Origin of the sequence: Methylomonas paludis (genome assembly GCF_018734325.1) — a bacterium.
Classification (GTDB): domain Bacteria; phylum Pseudomonadota; class Gammaproteobacteria; order Methylococcales; family Methylomonadaceae; genus Methylomonas; species Methylomonas paludis.
In genome coordinates, this window is the sequence record NZ_CP073754.1 from 2,623,810 (window position 1) to 2,640,683 (window position 16,874).

The 16,874-nt window shown below is 37.0% G+C and carries 14 protein-coding genes; 5 read left to right on the top strand and 9 right to left on the bottom strand.

Annotated elements, in window-relative coordinates; translation table 11 throughout:
- Positions 1–4: 4 nt before the first annotated feature.
- The 9 genes from KEF85_RS11770 to KEF85_RS11810 form a co-directional block, all read right to left on the bottom strand.
- Positions 5–1,189: a glycosyltransferase family 4 protein gene (locus KEF85_RS11770; RefSeq protein WP_215580802.1), complete on the bottom strand. Its 1,185-nt coding sequence runs from the start codon at positions 1,187–1,189 to the stop codon at positions 5–7.
- 205 nt (positions 1,190–1,394) lie between these two features.
- Entirely contained in the window at positions 1,395–2,099 is a 705-nt protein-coding gene (locus tag KEF85_RS11775) for an exosortase C-terminal domain/associated protein EpsI (RefSeq protein WP_215580804.1), read from the bottom strand.
- Positions 2,096–2,980 (bottom strand): exosortase B, encoded by an 885-nt coding sequence (gene xrtB, locus KEF85_RS11780; protein ID WP_215580806.1) that lies wholly within the window; start codon positions 2,978–2,980, stop codon positions 2,096–2,098. The genes KEF85_RS11775 and xrtB overlap by 4 nt, the downstream gene beginning before the upstream one ends.
- Before the next feature lie 232 nt (positions 2,981–3,212).
- Positions 3,213–4,478 carry an outer membrane beta-barrel protein gene (locus KEF85_RS11785; protein ID WP_215580808.1) on the bottom strand — a complete coding sequence of 422 codons (1,266 nt, stop codon included), beginning with the start codon at positions 4,476–4,478 and terminating at the stop codon, positions 3,213–3,215.
- A 19-nt stretch (positions 4,479–4,497) separates the two neighbouring features.
- The gene (locus tag KEF85_RS11790) at positions 4,498–5,436 is read right to left on the bottom strand and encodes an EpsD family peptidyl-prolyl cis-trans isomerase (protein WP_215580810.1); all 939 of its coding nucleotides are present in this window, start codon (positions 5,434–5,436) and stop codon (positions 4,498–4,500) included.
- Positions 5,437–5,468: 32 nt separating this feature from the next.
- Positions 5,469–6,323 (bottom strand): CpsD/CapB family tyrosine-protein kinase, encoded by an 855-nt coding sequence (locus KEF85_RS11795; protein ID WP_215580812.1) that lies wholly within the window; start codon positions 6,321–6,323, stop codon positions 5,469–5,471.
- Between the two features lie 171 nt (positions 6,324–6,494).
- On the bottom strand, positions 6,495–7,907 hold the full coding sequence (gene epsF / locus KEF85_RS11800; protein ID WP_215580814.1) for a chain length determinant protein EpsF: 1,413 nt from the start codon (positions 7,905–7,907) through the stop codon (positions 6,495–6,497).
- A 239-nt stretch (positions 7,908–8,146) separates the two neighbouring features.
- Complete coding sequence (locus tag KEF85_RS11805; RefSeq protein WP_215580816.1) at positions 8,147–8,962, bottom strand: polysaccharide biosynthesis/export family protein; 816 nt, start codon at positions 8,960–8,962, stop codon at positions 8,147–8,149.
- Positions 8,963–10,082: 1,120 nt separating this feature from the next.
- Entirely contained in the window at positions 10,083–11,153 is a 1,071-nt protein-coding gene (locus KEF85_RS11810; protein WP_215580818.1) for a glycosyltransferase family 9 protein, read from the bottom strand.
- Positions 11,154–11,759: 606 nt separating this feature from the next.
- Here KEF85_RS11810 and KEF85_RS11815 point away from each other — a divergent pair.
- The 5 genes from KEF85_RS11815 to KEF85_RS11835 all read left to right on the top strand — a co-directional run bounded on the left by KEF85_RS11815 (position 11,760) and on the right by KEF85_RS11835 (position 16,582).
- Positions 11,760–12,374 carry a D-sedoheptulose-7-phosphate isomerase gene (locus tag KEF85_RS11815; RefSeq protein WP_215580820.1) on the top strand — a complete coding sequence of 205 codons (615 nt, stop codon included), beginning with the start codon at positions 11,760–11,762 and terminating at the stop codon, positions 12,372–12,374.
- A gap of 3 nt (positions 12,375–12,377) precedes the next feature.
- The gene (gene rfaE1 / locus KEF85_RS11820; protein ID WP_215580822.1) at positions 12,378–13,847 is read left to right on the top strand and encodes a D-glycero-beta-D-manno-heptose-7-phosphate kinase; all 1,470 of its coding nucleotides are present in this window, start codon (positions 12,378–12,380) and stop codon (positions 13,845–13,847) included.
- Between the two features lie 126 nt (positions 13,848–13,973).
- Positions 13,974–14,960: an ADP-glyceromanno-heptose 6-epimerase gene (gene rfaD, locus KEF85_RS11825; RefSeq protein WP_215580824.1), complete on the top strand. Its 987-nt coding sequence runs from the start codon at positions 13,974–13,976 to the stop codon at positions 14,958–14,960.
- 52 nt (positions 14,961–15,012) lie between these two features.
- A complete protein-coding gene (locus tag KEF85_RS11830) occupies positions 15,013–16,002 on the top strand; it encodes an NAD-dependent epimerase/dehydratase family protein (RefSeq protein WP_215580826.1) in 990 nt (329 codons plus the stop codon).
- Complete coding sequence (locus tag KEF85_RS11835) at positions 15,986–16,582, top strand: WcaF family extracellular polysaccharide biosynthesis acetyltransferase (protein ID WP_246534909.1); 597 nt, start codon at positions 15,986–15,988, stop codon at positions 16,580–16,582. The genes KEF85_RS11830 and KEF85_RS11835 overlap by 17 nt, the downstream gene beginning before the upstream one ends.
- Positions 16,583–16,874: the final 292 nt, after the last annotated feature.

The following is a 16,874-nucleotide window of genomic DNA, read 5'->3' on the forward strand; positions in this document are numbered from 1 at the left end:
GACATTAGGTGTCCGATATATTAAAGCATTTATTGTAATTGCCTATATATTCATCTGCAATATTACTTATTGAGAACTTTCTTAACAAAAGCTCTGATGTATGTAAAACTTTATCTTCTGAAAATTCTAGACTCTGTTGAATAGCGAGTTTAGCGAAATCTGCCGGATCTCTACTATAACAGATTTCACCCAAACCTGTACCATCAATAATTTCTTCAGTAATACCTGCTATATTCATAACTGTGGTTGGCAAGCCACACGCCATTGCCTCTATGAGAACCGATGGAAAACCTTCCTGCCTTGAACAAAATAAGAAATGATCAGCCGCTTTAAAATACTCATGGACATCATTCTGTCTTCCAACAAATAAAATATTATTTAATTTAAGCCCATCGATTTGATTGCGTAATTTCATATAATAGGGATCAGTTTCAAGATAAGGTCCGACTATAACAAGAAAGGCATTATGATATTTTTTCTGTATTATTGCGAAAGCTTCCAACAATAAATCATAACCTTTTCGGTGCTCAACCGTACCCACTGAAACAAATATTCTGGAATTATCTTTGAAACCAAACTTATTTCGTAAGCTTAATTTTATATCTGGATCAGGTACAAAAAACAATTCTTCATCAAATCCATTTGATATCTTGATTACTTTCGTTTTCGCAATTCCCGCGACTAATGCTCTGTTTTTTAACTGTTCAGATATAGCAAACATCCCGGTAACACATTTTAAGCCTAACAAATAAAACGCCCCCAATAGCCTTCTATTTTTGAAGCTAACTGGATCATCAGAATCTGCCAAAGTAAGTTTTAAAAAAACCTTACGCCCCAATAACCTAAAAATTGGAAACAAAAAGATCTCAAAACCTCTGATAGCGTGAAAGTGAATTATATTAAATTCTGGCCGAGAAATTACAAAATACAACAACTTAATACAAAAAACCAACTCCCGAAACTTAGAAAGCGTTTTATTACTGTATGTTTTAGTTCGAGTAACCTTAACACCATCGTATATATCATACACACTTTCTGCAACACCATTATCAGCAAAAAACTCTACACGCACACGCCTACTCAACAAAGCTTTACCCAATCTAATTGACTGGATAGTTGCACCGGCAAAATCAGGAGGAAACCTCCATGCCACCATTAATACTTTATAATTTTTTGATGCGTTATACATATAAAACTTATAATTACTGAAATAGATTTTTAATTTTAACTATCGACCAACTAAAATTAATCTTTTTATTATGCTTATGCATAAAACTGATAACTGGATTATATTAACAAGCAAAGCCTTCGATACTAGAATCCCATCTCACCTTAAAATAACGCCTAGTTATAACTACACCATTCCATTATTTTAAATGACTAATCAATCATAATTAATTTATCAATATACTTTTATCTTCATTTGTACTAAGACTATGAATCAGTGCCATCAGGAATGTTTCATTTAATTTAAAATATGTATCAATTGATTTTTCTTTACTTACAATTGAGGAAGCTCTAACTAAAATACCATCCGGTATATTCCCCATTAAACCACTTATAAAAATATAAAAACGAGTTTGCCACGCATTCTCTGTATAAATATCACCAATTCTTATCCAATATGATACGGCTTCTTGATAATTGGAGTTTTCAGCGATCATTTCATTGCCTGTAATGTTTATATTATGCATTGATGCAATATTAAAATCTTTAGTCTTTAACGATTCAACATTAAATCCTTGGGCAGCGTAACAGACCTCCGGCCTATGTATTTTAATTTCTTGTCTTTGCTTTTGGCCCCATGCTATAGTTAACATTACTTGATCTCCATTAGCATTAATATACTGTCGAGTTAATACTTGATCATATATTAAATCCTGTTCAGAGTTTTTATTTGTTGTAACCCCTACCTGATATAAATTTGATTTAAGTTCTTGCCATTCGCCGAATTTTACAGGAATAATTTGCTCAAGTGTTTTTGAATAAGTTACATAATTTAGCTTAGGTTGCAATAATTCAGCAGCCAAAAACGATAACAACAATAGAAGACCAACTAGATAACTTTTTTTATCCGATTTGAATAAATGATGGTTCATGAGCTTATTTTTTTTATGAATTGAAATTGCTCTAAAAATCCATCTACCATCATGATAAATATTAGAGCGGACAAGAACAATACCATAGAAGAGAATTCGTGCAAAAATCCTTGTCCAGCCATTTCACCAAAATAATATGTAATTAGTATTAACAACGTAACCCGAAGTACATTTGCAACAAAACTAATTGGCATGATCATCAAACCCAAAAGAATATTGCGGGTTACTGATTCATAACGTTTTACATTCATGTATAACAAACCCATGGCTTCCAAAGTAAATAGGGAGTTCAAACCGGAACAGGCATCGGCAACCATCAATTGATATTGCCCTATACTGAGAATGACACCATTTCTGGCTATGGGGTAGTTGAATTGGTAAAGTAAATTTTGTGCAGCCCAGGACACCGCAATCTTTAAAGGCAATGTAATAGCGTCAACAATTGATATTGGCAAGGGTATCATGAATAACATAAAAAAGAAGCCAAACCATAAATTTTTATGTATTTCACCACCCAAAAATATAAAGGTTACTCCTGATAATATAAATACTAATGATAAAACCTCAAAAGTATAAAAATCTTGTGATCTACTAACAATATACAGAAACAACCCAAATAGTAAGACTATATATCCTATTACAGGTGAAGGTACTGCTTTAAAATCTTCACCATCAATTAATATTGATATCTTAAACAAAAAATACCAAATACAAATTAATAATACAATGGGGCCATGTGCATTTTGGCTGGTTTGCCAAACTGATTGATTAACATCATACAATGTTGAGCCAATAACCACACCTAAGCCAATTAACACTGGCCAAAAAGCAATTACTTTCTTAAAATTACCTAGCTTGTTTTTAATATTTGTAATATCCATTTTCAACCTATATTCATCCAAATGCCCATATACATTTTCAAAACATGCTTGAATGCTGATATTGACTGTAGATACTTAATTACACCATAATATAATATTTAGGAAAAACAAAATCTGAAAATTGCCTTAAAAAGACTAATTAAATAGCCTAAAAGTAAATTATGCAGTATTTGATATTTTAATTTATCTAAATATCATGCCATCTATTTGGAGAATTTTATAATTATTTAGTCTAGAAATAAGCCTGGACTGTTAGAGCTATATTACGAGTTTCATAGGAGCGAAGCAATATATTAGAACTTCGACTTTCATAGTTTAGTATTGTAGAAACATTTATATTTGGTATCGGTGTGTAGGTTAAATTAAGGCCAACCGCACCGGTATCATTGGTTTGTTGTTGTACAGCATTTACATTTGAAGCTATTTCACCTAAGTAATCCTGATGCATGTATTTTAACGGGAGTTGCACAGAAATTTTAGGCGTTGGATTCCAAACTGGAATCACTTCGACTCCAGTGCTTACCATAAAGGACGCTATTAAGGTTTGTGTTGGTTGTACGTCACGTGTGGCTTTCATCTCTAGTGACAATTTCTCGCTATACAGCCAAGTAGTACTAAGCTCTGCAACCAATGCATTAAAATCTCTTGCAGAATAATGATTACTAACTTGTTGCATGTATCCGGCATAACCAGCTAATCTGAATCTGGCATCTAGATCCCATTTCCAAGTTAAAGTTGAATGGTATCTTGTAAATCCTGTATCAAGCATGCTGATTGGATTTAGTCTTCGCTGGGGGTATTGACCATCCGTTATTTGGAACCGCACACCCAAGGTACTTCTTAAGGCATTGATATATTGTAAGTGAACATCAGCTGCATTTGTTGTTAAATTACTGGTACTCCGATTTGCCGCATCGAAAGCACCTTCGTTCCTGTTAAAACCTACAGTTATTCTACCGCTAGGATGAAACATATAGGCTGCATTAGCAAAATAGCGCTGATCATTCCGCAAGTTGTTAAATAATCCATTCAATTGGTTAAAACTAGACAATGTTTCTGCATTACTATAACCTGCTTTGCCAGATAAGTTATGTGTGGCTTGCCAATCCCATTCTGCCAAATTATCCCAACCGGTATAATTTAAATTATCAAAATTTTGAAAGAAATTCTGATTTACATTACCGTTTACTAGAAACTGTTGATCGTTAAAATGTTTTTTTAGATTAAACCCGGCTGTAACAGTTTTTTGAAATTCACTTGTATCAGTTTTACCCAATAACGCCTGAGTGTTGGCATGATCTGACATACGCAGAAGATTGCTATCATAGTAAAGCTTGGATGACACAAAAGGTACAAAAGTGTCATCGTTAGGATCATAATATGCCTGACAGACACTGATGTAAGTAAAACTGGTCATTATTGCTGTCAAAAAATATAAACAGCCACGTCTAACCAGGATAATTTCTAAATAAGCTAAAAAATCAAAACGTATATACACTGTGTCATTACCTTTTCATTTACAATCCCTTTATGCCTTGCTGTATGGCTTTATTGGAATCATTTTTTTCAGTTTTAGGTTTATCTGCCTCAATTTCATTTACAGGAGACAGTGATTTATCACTCATAATTGAAGCAAAGTCACCGATATACTCAATTTTAGCTTTTTCTCTTAAGTTATTGAGCGCTTTTTCTGCTAATGCCTTTTTACGTTGATTAGATAGAAACACTTCTATATATGGTTGGGCTTTATTTTTTTCGATATTTTCTTCGCTAAATGCCAACACAGATACTATCCAATATGAGCCATCTTTTTTAGTACTTATATACTGACCTTGGGTAAGGCGTGAAATTTTGTTTAACTGTTCTAAGGGCAGTGTTTCTGCACCTTGTACTGAATTCTTCGTTTGAAATGCTATTTTATTATTTTCAAGATTTTTAACCAAATCATCAATAAACTTATCATCAACTAAAAATTTATCGATTAATACTTCCTTATCAGCACTGTCTTTTATGATCAACTCTTTTAATTTAAAAGTTTTGTGCTTTGCAAATAATTCAGGATGATCATAATAATATTGATCAATATCTTGAGCTGTAGGTTTTGGATAGTTATTTGCTGTTTTTTGTAGCCATGATTCTGCCAGAATTTCACGTTTTGCCTGTTCCAGTGCTAACATTATTTTCGGGTCTGCATCAAGCTTTTCTTCCATAGCTTTTTGATATAACAGAGATTGATCGACTAAAGTATGCGCAATATTTTTTTTGGCGTTTAGCACATTATCTTGATTGAGCCCGGGAGTACGTGAAAGTAAAAAATTAAGCTGATGATACGAAATTTCTTCATTGTTTACTTTTGCAATAACTTGACCTGAATTTGATGCAGAGTCATGATTACCGCATGCATTGAGTACTACTAAACTTAATATGCCTAATATTTTAGATACGTCTGATTTCATTATAACCACAGTTGTTTCTTTATACTAAATTTTCAAAAATCAGTAATAATTGCGCCTAAGCAGTCAACACCGGTCTCTTGTATAGCGTCTTTAACTAATTTCAATTTTGTCAGTTTGGTTTGATGTAATTTAGCCAATAAAAGTATCGCGCCTGATTTTTGAGCAATAATTTCTGCATCAATTGCTTGCTCTACTGACGGGGTGTCTACCAAAATAATATCGTAGTGATTTTGGCATTGATCTAAATAATTTTTTAGTTCTTGACTTAACAATTCTAGCGGATTTGGTACTATTGTACCCGCGATAAGTACAGACAAGTTATCAAAGCCAGCTATTGTTTTAATAATACTGTGCTCTGCACGTTTAGCCAGAATGTCTGATAATCCGTATTGTTGTTTTATTTTAAAATATTCTTGTTGACGCGGCTGTCTTAAATCTGCATCGACAATCAAGGTACGCTGACCAAGTTGAGCAAACACAATGCCCAGATTTGCGACTAACCAGCTACGCCCCTCTCCACGTTCAGCACTGACAACAGCTAAAACCTTGTGTTGTTGACCAGAATGTAATTTTATTTGTTCACGTATGGTTCGCAGCGTCTCTACTTCAGAACTAAATGGCTCATATGCAGCTACCAGCTCTTTACTGAGTGTTTCATCGTCTGGCGAAAGTACGTTGTAATGAAACTGGTGAGCTAAGGCTCTATTTATATCGTCATCGCTTACCAAACCCAAGGATTTGGCAGCTTCTCCAAATAACAACCCATTTTGTTTTTGCAAGGCACTGATACGTTCTACATCATTTGCTTTTAATTTACCGGTCTTAAGCAGTAATGTACCAATATGGCTTTCCGCAGTATTTTCTATTGTGCTTATTTCGTTATCCATCGTATTTGAATGTAGTTAGGCTACTGTCATTTAAAAATATATGAAACTTCATCATTCCGCTGCAAAAATGCCGGAGCAGTTTTTATTAGCAGATGACCAGGTAAACTTATAAAAAACAAACATCTGTATATGGGCAAGATATTAAGATACTCTTTAAAAATATAATATAGACTAGTTTGAGGTCCAAAAACGGAAGTCTTTTTTACTTTTTTTAGCATCATCTGTATTAGCTGATAATATCGCTAATACAGGCACCCCCAAAGTTAGATTGACATCAATCACAGACCTAACTTTTCTATCCAGTAATTCTGCAATTAGGGCGATGAAGATACCTAAAAACCCACCAACTAGAACAGCAACCACGAAATTAAGCATAAAAATCGGTTTTTCTGCTGTTTCAGGTGGTATGGCTGCATTAAGTAATGCTAAATTTGTAGTGTTATCTAATTGACTTTCCATACGTGTTTGTACACTACGCAACATTGCCGCATCATAGCTTTTTTGGGCATTTTCGACATCATGACTTAATACCGCCAAAACGTCATGTTGTTTTTTTAATTCCAACACTTTTGCTTTTTGATCTGCCAAGGCTTTTGCCAAAAACTCATCGCGTTTAAGCGATGACTCAAGTTCTGTGTCTATACCGTGCTGTACGGTTTTAATCTCAGAAGCTATCTTGCTTTGCATGCTGACCACTTCTGCTTCTGCTTGTTTGTACAGAGGATGATTTCTATCCAATCGTTTAGAGAGCATAGCTAAATTGGCTTCTCTTTGAGCTAATTCAGATTTGATATTTGAAATTAGCGAGCTATTCAAAACTTCTTGGATTGCTTCTGCTGATTTACCTTCTTTTAATTTAGTGGTAACCAAGTTTTTTCTAGCCTTAAGTTCATCGGTACTGGCTTGATTTTCCACTAATTGTCGAGAAATTACAGACAATCGTTCCGCTTCAATATCTAATTTGTCGTCAACCTGAACAATTCCATATTTTTGCTGGTAATCAGAGAGTTTGGATTGGGCATCTTCGACCTGAACGCGCAAGGGTTGAAGTTGTGCATTAAACCAATCAGCACTTGAACGAGCTGGTTGAGCTCGTAAGCTTATACTTACATCAAAGTAAGCATCAACAAAGGCATTGGCAACGATTGCCGCAAACTGCGGGTCAACTGCCGTATAGGCCACTTCCATCAGATTTCCTTCCCGGGAAGGCGTGATATCCAGCTTCTTTACGATTAAATCTGCTACCCAATCAATAATGTCATATTTGTAATTACTACTTGCAAACTCTTCCTGTAGCTCTGGGTTTTCATGTATTTTCAGTTTTTCCACCACTTTTCGAGCGGAAACATGACTGCCAGCAATATTTGCCTGTGTTGTCATATATCCAGGTATCAATTGCGTTGGTATGACAAACCCCGTCAACATATCAACTGTACGCTGGTCAACAACTACTGTAGCCCTGGCAACATATTGTTTTGGCAGCATTAATGTCACAATTGAGGTAATAACAACTACGCCTAACAGAATCTGTAAAACAAGTACTTTACGATATTTTATTGCGTTAATTAATTGTTGAAAGTTCATGTTAACCCGTTTTTATTGATTATTTACTTGAATATACTGATTAAAAAACCGAACTGGTAATAAGTATTACACTGTAATAAAGATAATTATTGCTTAACAATAATAGCATTAAGCCATAATCAACCAAAATACCTAATCCATCCACCACTCCAAAAGCTATGTAATTATTCTTAAGAGTTGAGCGGCCTAATTGTTTATAACCGCGGGCCACCAAGAATAAAGATGCTAACTCATTAATATTAAAACCACCTTTCACTAATGTATATTACATCGTCTCTTAATACTTCGGAAGATAAACTAACGTCTACTTCTTGTAATTCCCCTTTAGCATCCTTGCGTTTTACAATAATGCCGCTCTCAGTTCCCCTCGGTGATAAGCCGCCGGCAATTGATAAAGACTTAAGGACGCTAAGATGAGGTTCCAAGCGATAAGAACCGGGATGAACAACTTCACCGTAGATATAGAATACTGGTGCTTTAGGAACATATACCACATCACCTGGTTTCATTTTGAAAACAGAAGTAGTTCCTGATGGTTTCAGAAAATCATCTATATTGATTTGCAAGTTTTCTTGGCCGCCATCAACCGTACGTTTGACTTGTACCGTAGTATCGCCGGCATCCAAAGATGGGCCGCCACCCGCTATAATACCGCCAGCCATAGCAATAACATCAAGAATTGATGATTCTGAATTTAAGGCATAACGACCAGGCTTATTTACATAACCTAATACGGAAACATACTGACTGACATTTTCCAGCACGACTACACTGACATTGGCTTTATGTATAAAGCCACCTTCAATTAATTTCCTGGAAATAGTATCTTCTAATTCTATAGTAGTTTTATCTTTAGCTGTGATCTCTCCAATTAATGGAAAGGTAATTCTTCCATCGGCAGAAACACGTGTTTCGGTTTTAAGATCATCATAGCCGTACACAGAAATCTTTAAAACATCATCAGGGCCAATTATATCAGCAGCTTGACTTAACCGTAATGGCATCAAGAATTGTATTATTACTAGCAACCAATAAAATTTATTAAAATGACGCATTTTCTATTTCCCCACCATATACATTTATCCATTTAAAACAGGATTTCTCCTGCATTTAATTTAAAATTATTTAACAGCACTTAGGCTTACAATTTCAATCCATACGTAAAAATATTACCAATGATTTTGAAATAAATCAGTAATTTTTATCCATCAAAGTACAATGCAATTGTATTTAAAGGTTATTTTCTGAGATAATCATACTTTAACAAAGCAAAGAGGTGACTGTATAACTATTTTCATTATTAAGCAACTTGAAAAATATGCTTGTATACGCCTTTTCCAATTCTATCAATACCAATAACATCCATGAGTACCAATTAGCCAGCACTTGATAATTAAGATCCATATCAGTACGTTCACATCTATTTGGCTCAAAATTTGTTCCTATCACACACTCATTCAGTCATCCAAAGCCAATCAAAAAAAAATATCCTTTTAAGTCAAAAACTTAACTAGAAAAGACCCCCGTAATCTTTTTTTTGACTTACGGCCAGTTTCGCAAACAGACACAAAAAATCTTTGCCAATGAAGGCATAAGGTACGTGCATTTAAGTACCGTGACAAAATACCTCCATCAAATTCTAGAAAATAAACCACTTTCTATATGTTAGTTTGGATCATACACAAGGTAATCATATTTTGCAACGCAAGCTAAATTTTTAGTCAGAGCAAGCCACCAGTTTTTGAGACAACAATTGACTATTCTCGAAAAACCACAACAGGTTGATTTCATTAGCTTTACACAAATCATCTTAAAGAACTATTAAATTGATGCAAAACACTGATTTGTACTTTTACCATTTGAATGTGACGTTTTGGCAACCAAACAGCACATGCGCCCAATTGCCATGGGTATTTTGGACAAGCGGAATCTGATTATTCACGCTTAAAATTGATAATACGATGGATACCGCATGGCACCCATCCTAACTCTAAATAATTGACTTACGCTTACATGCAGACGAGCTAACTATATATTGGTAACAAACCGACAGCGGTTTCTTATTATGCTGTTTTTTTTCAAAGCATACTACGAACATTACCCAAGAGAATCATAATAAATTTACTTAAATAATCATTGTGTTACGTTACGTTTTGCCTAAACTTACCGATTCATTTACAACTTCGCAGAAAGCAGCTGATGAATTCGTTCAGCAACTTCTTCTGGCTCAATTGAATAAATGCAGATCATTTGATGCTCTGTACAAACACTGAGCTTGCAGTTTGAACAAGGCACATTCCGATAAAATACATTTTCTTCATTGCCGTATGGAAACCAAACACCTGGCTTATTACGTGCGGCAAAAATACTAATGCAAGGAATGCCAACACTACTGGCCAAATGCATAGGCCCACTATCGTGACCAACATAAATTGCTGCCCGCTCTAACACCGCAGCACTTTCCCGAGGACTTAACGCACCGCAAAGATTGAGCACCGGCCCAGGCCATTCTGACGTAATCGATTCACAGCGCTCAAATTCATCCTTAGAACCAAAGCAAACAAGAGCGTAAGAATTAGGCAATGAACCAGCCAATTTTTTCAGTAAATCAAACCAACGATCACTCCCCCAATCATTGGCAGGAACTTTCGCACCAACACTGATAGCAATAAAAGGTATTGAGATATCCGCCAATATTTTTTTGGCGGTATCCCGCTCATTTTCTTGCAAAACAAGAGAAAACAAGGATTGATCAAGCCCGTTTGAATCAAACCCCACAGATCTAATCAGACGACTGGCCTCAGATTCATAATATTCACCACCAGGCAGCTTATGATGAGTGTTGGCAGATTCAGCAACAAACAAACCCCTCACTCGCCAAATGCCCGCAATGAAAAAGAATAAGGCATCTCTAAACCTTTGCAGCTTTGTACGCCGAGGCATTAAATAAACCACTTCCTGCGGCTTTAACTTACGTATTTCCGAAATAACCCGCATCAAAGCAGGTAGACTAAATCGACCATGAGGATATTCAATAAACTGGTCAACTAGTCCCGAACCCATCAATATCTGATGACTAGCGGCGGCCTTAATACCGCCATCAACCGGAGTATTAGTCAAAAGTATTATCTTACTTTGCGGATATTGCTTTCTCAACAAATGAAACGCCGGTAGTGCTACCAGAGTATCACCTAAACTACCAATCCTAAAAACGATAATATTACCATTATATTGATGAGCTACCATATTTTAATCTTAAAGTTAAATGTTAACGTTTATCGAAAAACCATACCAATCATCTGTACTATTGTAGCGCTAACAACACAATAGGCATGCCTTATTTTACAACAAGCTATTAATTGGGTTCGGCTGGTATCCGGTTTTTTCCAAAGCTGCTTTTCTTGTTTTCTACCTACTTTTAACGCTCAACCAAGTAGACTTATTTCGCCTCAGCAAATTGATCACTCGTAACTCATTGATTTTTAGTTACTGGAAAATTATAGCACGCACTTCCAAAATCGTCCGCGGATTCCCCACAGAAAACCCAACATTATTGTATTTGATTTTGACCTACTTTCACCACAATTGTACACGAATATGAATAAGTGTTGATGATCGATAATCATCCATGAAGAAACGCATTTCCACTCCATCAATCTCAAAGATAATTTTAGATCCTATCGTAGGATAACACCTTGCATTTAAAATAAAAAATCATTTTCGCAGTTCCAATTTCCATAGCTTAGCTACTGGAGAAAGCTCACTACGGCTCACGGCGCATACAGCAAAAGCTATGCAAAAGCAGTTAAATTAATTAGAATACTTTAAGGACAACTATATCGGTGATATAACATGCATAACGACAGCAATGTGGGCAGCATAGAAGCAATCCAAAAACTTTACCGTGATGGTTTCGAGGAACATACCCAAACTCATACCGCCACAACCATCAACTGCATCACCCCTCTGGTCAAGCTTACTCAAATCTGTATTGATGCGCTTAATCAAGGCAACAAAATCCTTTTCGCCGGCAACGGTGGAAGTGCAGCAGATGCCCAACATCTAGCCACCGAACTAACAATCCGCTTTGAAATCAATCGCCCCGCCATAGCAGCAATAGCATTAACCACAGACACATCCACAATAACAGCCGCCGCAAATGACTTTGGCTTTAACCTGATTTTTTCCCGGCAGGTCGAAGCGTTAGGCAAACCAGGTGATGTTTTTATTGGCATCACCACCTCAGGTAAAAGCCCAAACATACTGACTGCTTTTGAACAAGCCCGCAAAATGGGCATAACCTGCGTAGCCTTTACCGGCTCCGCTGGCGCCCAGCTACAAGACGTAGTGGACGTACTAATCATGGTACCGTCCACAAACACAGCCAGAGTTCAGGAAGAACACATCTTACTTGGACATCTTTTATGTAAAGGGCTTGAACAAAACATTTCTGCAAAGAGGGATTAATCCGTGTTAGATATACTTGAAACCATTAGCTCTCAAATACATAACGGGACATTAAAACCAATTATTTGTGTCGGCGACATCATGCTGGATCGATTCTACTACGGCCACGTCGATCGTATCTCACCCGAAGCACCGGTCCCAGTATTAGTAATTAAGGATGAAAAACTCATGTTGGGTGGTGCCGGAAACGTGGTTGCCAATATGGCCGAATTGGGCGCTCCTAGCCTATTCGTATCAGTACTAGGCGATGATGCCGAAGGCCATTGCATACTGGACATGTTAAATGCAAAGTCAAAATGTCAAGTACAAATACTTAGGGAAAATCAGCGCCAAACAACTGTTAAAACTCGTTGCGTCGGCTCAAACCAGCAAATTGTGCGACTGGACAAAGAATCAACCAATAGCATCAATAATGACTCGCAACAGTTTGTTATCAATGCTGTTACTAACAACCTAAGCACATCCAAAGTGGTCATCCTGTCAGACTACGGCAAAGGCATACTCTCTGACCAAGTTATCGAAGCAATCATCAAAGCCGCCAACAGTAACGGCGCCCGCATCATAGTCGACCCTAAAGGCCATGATTACAGCAAATATAGAGGGGCTTACCTTGTCACGCCAAATCGCAAAGAACTAGCTGATGCGACCGGACTAACAGGCAAAAGTGATGAACAGATTATATTTGCCGCACGACAATTAATGTCAAAAACCGGCATCAAAAACGTCTTGGTTACCCGTAGCGAAGAAGGCATGACACTAGTCACAGAAGCCGGCGACGTCAAACATATCCGCACCACTGCCCGCGAAGTTTACGATGTATCTGGTGCCGGGGATACTGTAGTGGCCGTGCTGACAGTTGCGCTATCTAGTGACATTCCATTGTATGAGGCTTCATTAATAGCCAATCAAGCCGCATCTGTAGTGGTTGGTAAAATTGGCACCGCTTCGATCAACCTTGATGAATTGTACGAAGCCATCCTTGAAAAAGAAACCATCTCAGCTGAGAAAAAATTATTTTCAAACATACAACTGCAAAAACTGGTGCTGGAATGGAAATCAGCAGGTCTAACCGTTGGCTTTACCAACGGCTGCTTTGATTTACTACACCCAGGTCATGTTACTCTCCTGGAAAAATGTCGCTCTCAATGCGACAGACTGATAGTTGCCCTCAACACCGACAAATCAGTAAAACGCCTCAAAGGCGATAGCAGACCTGTACAATCAGAAATTTCCAGAGCCATCATCATGGCTTCACTTCAAAGCGTGGATGCCGTAGTATTATTTTCAGAAGATACGCCACTAGCAATTATTGAAGAACTAAGCCCAAATAAATTATTTAAAGGTGGTGATTACAACTTTGAAACAGTGGTTGGCGCTGATTTTGTTAAACAGGCCGGCGGCGAAGTCGTCCTTATTGATTTAGTCCCGGATCAAAGTACAACACGATTAATCAGTAAAATGAATCAAAAATAATCTGATTAACATGACAGTAAACCAAATTTAGACAAGAGACCGTACATTAAAATCGGCCGGGTATTGGCAGATACAAAATGTAACGGATATGGTATATTAAATAAACTTTACGGAAATGAAACTAATATGATTCTTGTTACTGGCGGTGCAGGGTTTATAGGCTCGAATATCGTGGCAAATCTTGATGATCAAAACATCGAGGTTATAGTGTCCGACCGTTTAAGATCGGCAAACAAATGGCGTAACATTTCTGGTCGACGTATTAGTCAATTTGTATTTCCAGAAAATTTGGCCGCCTTTTTAGAGTCGGAAGGTCAAAATATAAAAGCCATCATCCATATGGGCGCCATTTCCGCAACAACGGCTACAGATGCTGACGAAGTAATCCAAAACAATTTTCAATTGTCCGTAAGTTTATGGCAATGGTGCGTAAAAAATTCAGTTAAATTCATATACGCATCTTCCGCAGCCACGTATGGTGAAGGTGAAAACGGATTCAAAGACAATTACGATGCCAAAAGCCTGGCAGCCCTGTCCCCCATGAATTTGTATGGGTGGTCAAAACACCTATTTGATCGCTGGGTTACCGATACAGTTGATCGGAATCGTTCAACCCCACCACAATGGGTAGGCTTAAAGTTTTTTAATGTGTATGGGCCAAATGAATACCATAAGGGATCAATGCGTAGCGTGGTTTCACAACTACATGATACCCTGCAAGCGGGCGGACACCCAAAATTAATCAAATCACACCGAGCTGATTATGAGCATGGCGGACAATTAAGAGACTTTGTCTATGTAAAAGATTGTGTCAAAATCATAGATTGGTTGCTTGCAAATCCAAATATATCCGGCATTTTCAATGTCGGAACTGGACAAGCCCGCAGCTTTGCAGACCTGACAAAAGCCACATTGACAGCCATGAACATCCATGATCGTGACATTGAATACATTGATATGCCTGAATCGATACGTTCAAAATATCAATATTTCACCCAGGCTGATTTAAGCAATTTACGTCAAGCTGGTTATACTGCCCCTTTATTTTCTCTAGAAGATGGCATCAACGATTATGTACAGCAATTTTTGCTGACGACAAATCAGTATCGTTAAGTCCTGCATAACAACACATTTTAATTTAAACACAATCCACCAAATTAAGCATATGAACGAAATTTCAAAACGCATTTTAATAACCGGCGGGTCTGGCTTTATTGGAACCAACCTAATCGAAGTTCTTAAACAGGGTGATTCGGAATTATTGAATATTGATATCAAGCCACCTTTAAACGCAAATCAAAATGATATTTACAAAAACGTAGATATAAGAGATTACGCCAGCCTTTCAGCAGTTATTAATGAGTTCAATCCAACTCAAATTTACCATCTTGGTGCACGCACCGATTTAAACGGACCTGACTTAGAGGCTTATGACACAAATACTGACGGCGTTTTAAACTTAATTAAGGCCGTTGAAAATAGCTCAAGCGTGAAACGAGTTATTTATACATCATCAAGACTAGTTTGCAGAATAGGATATAAGCCTAAAAGTGATGATGATTATTGCTCTACTACGCCATACGGCGAAAGCAAAGTTATTGGTGAAAAGTATGTCAAAGAATCTGCTTACCAAAATTACGAGTGGTCTATAGTAAGACCTACCTCAATTTGGGGACCATGGTTTGGTTTACCTTATAGCCAATTCTTCGATATGGTTCGTCAAAAAAAATATGTGCATCCTAAAGGAAAAAAAATCAATAAATCGTTTGGTTTTGTTGGTAACACTGTCTATCAACTAATATCCATCATGAATGCAGAATCAGAAAAGATTAATCACAAGACCTTTTATGTCGGTGACTATCAGCCAATCGAAGTCAATGAATTTGCAAATAAAATTTGTCGCGCATTTAATATATCATCTATCTTAACTGTTCCAGGAAGTTTACTCAGAGCTTTTGCAATTACAGGTGATTTTCTTAAATTCATAGGCATAAAAAACCCACCCTTAACCTCGTTCAGACTAAATAATCTCTTAACCGAAATGGTTCATGATTTTGGTGCCCTCCCAAACATAACAGGTCCGTTACCTTATTCTGCAGATGATGGCATAAAGATTACAGTTGAATGGATACTTAATAGTGAAAAACACAAATAACAACCCAATTAAATATCAGGATTTATCAAAATTTTCAGTTCCCGCTAACTTTAGGGGAAAAAATGTATTTATTGTCCAGCTGTGGTGGATAGTTCAGGCGACTATTTTTCGGTTATCACCACAGTTTATGTATGGGTTTAGAGCAAAATTGCTGCGCCTATTTGGAGCAAAAATTGGACACAACGTATTAATAAGAAACACCGCAATTATTACTTACCCATGGAAACTAGAAATTGGTAATAATACCTGGGTAGGTGATGATAGCGTTATATATAACCTTGATGATGTATTTATCGGTTCAAATGTTGCGATAGCCCATCGAGTATATTTATGCACAGGTTTACATGACACAACTAAGCTAACCTTCGACATTCAAGCAAAGCCAATTCATATCAAAGATCAGACTTGGCTTGCAAATGATATATTTGTTGGTCCTGGTTTAACAGTTGGTTTTGGTACAGTTATCGGTGCGCGCAGCACAGTGTTGCATGATATGCCTGATGGGATGATTTGCTACGGCTACCCTTGCGTACCAGTAAAACAACGCACCATCATAAATGACAGTACCGCGTCAGTATAACGCTGGTGTAACAACGCAGAATCAGCGAGGGTGAAAGCTACGAATCCCTCGGATTACCTTTAGAAAAGCCCTCCCCCACGTATTGCCCATTACCTGTTAGCAATACGAAAGTGGGGCAGGGCTATTCCATCCTGAAAACGCTTCCCAAAGCTTCTCGACCAACTCAATACAAAACAGCTATTGTCTGTCAAAATTTAAGTACATATTTTGTAGAATGGGATCCACTTTACCTTTATAGGTTGATGATGCCTATTTATTCATCTATATCAGAGTATCAACTTTTATTAGACGA

What these genes read in the sequence shown, in the direction of transcription:
- KEF85_RS11810 (WP_215580818.1), bottom strand. Translation starts at nt 11,153, where the DNA reads ATGGTAGCTCATCAATATAATGGTAATATTATCGTTTTTAGGATTGGT.
- epsF (WP_215580814.1), bottom strand. Translation starts at nt 7,907, where the DNA reads ATGAACTTTCAACAATTAATTAACGCAATAAAATATCGTAAAGTACTT.
- KEF85_RS11775 (WP_215580804.1), bottom strand. Translation starts at nt 2,099, where the DNA reads ATGAACCATCATTTATTCAAATCGGATAAAAAAAGTTATCTAGTTGGT.
- KEF85_RS11795 (WP_215580812.1), bottom strand. Translation starts at nt 6,323, where the DNA reads ATGGATAACGAAATAAGCACAATAGAAAATACTGCGGAAAGCCATATT.
- rfaD (WP_215580824.1), top strand. Translation starts at nt 13,974, where the DNA reads ATGATTCTTGTTACTGGCGGTGCAGGGTTTATAGGCTCGAATATCGTG.
- KEF85_RS11830 (WP_215580826.1), top strand. Translation starts at nt 15,013, where the DNA reads ATGAACGAAATTTCAAAACGCATTTTAATAACCGGCGGGTCTGGCTTT.
- xrtB (WP_215580806.1), bottom strand. Translation starts at nt 2,980, where the DNA reads ATGGATATTACAAATATTAAAAACAAGCTAGGTAATTTTAAGAAAGTA.
- KEF85_RS11805 (WP_215580816.1), bottom strand. Translation starts at nt 8,962, where the DNA reads ATGCGTCATTTTAATAAATTTTATTGGTTGCTAGTAATAATACAATTC.
- KEF85_RS11770 (WP_215580802.1), bottom strand. Translation starts at nt 1,189, where the DNA reads ATGTATAACGCATCAAAAAATTATAAAGTATTAATGGTGGCATGGAGG.
- KEF85_RS11815 (WP_215580820.1), top strand. Translation starts at nt 11,760, where the DNA reads ATGCATAACGACAGCAATGTGGGCAGCATAGAAGCAATCCAAAAACTT.
- KEF85_RS11790 (WP_215580810.1), bottom strand. Translation starts at nt 5,436, where the DNA reads ATGAAATCAGACGTATCTAAAATATTAGGCATATTAAGTTTAGTAGTA.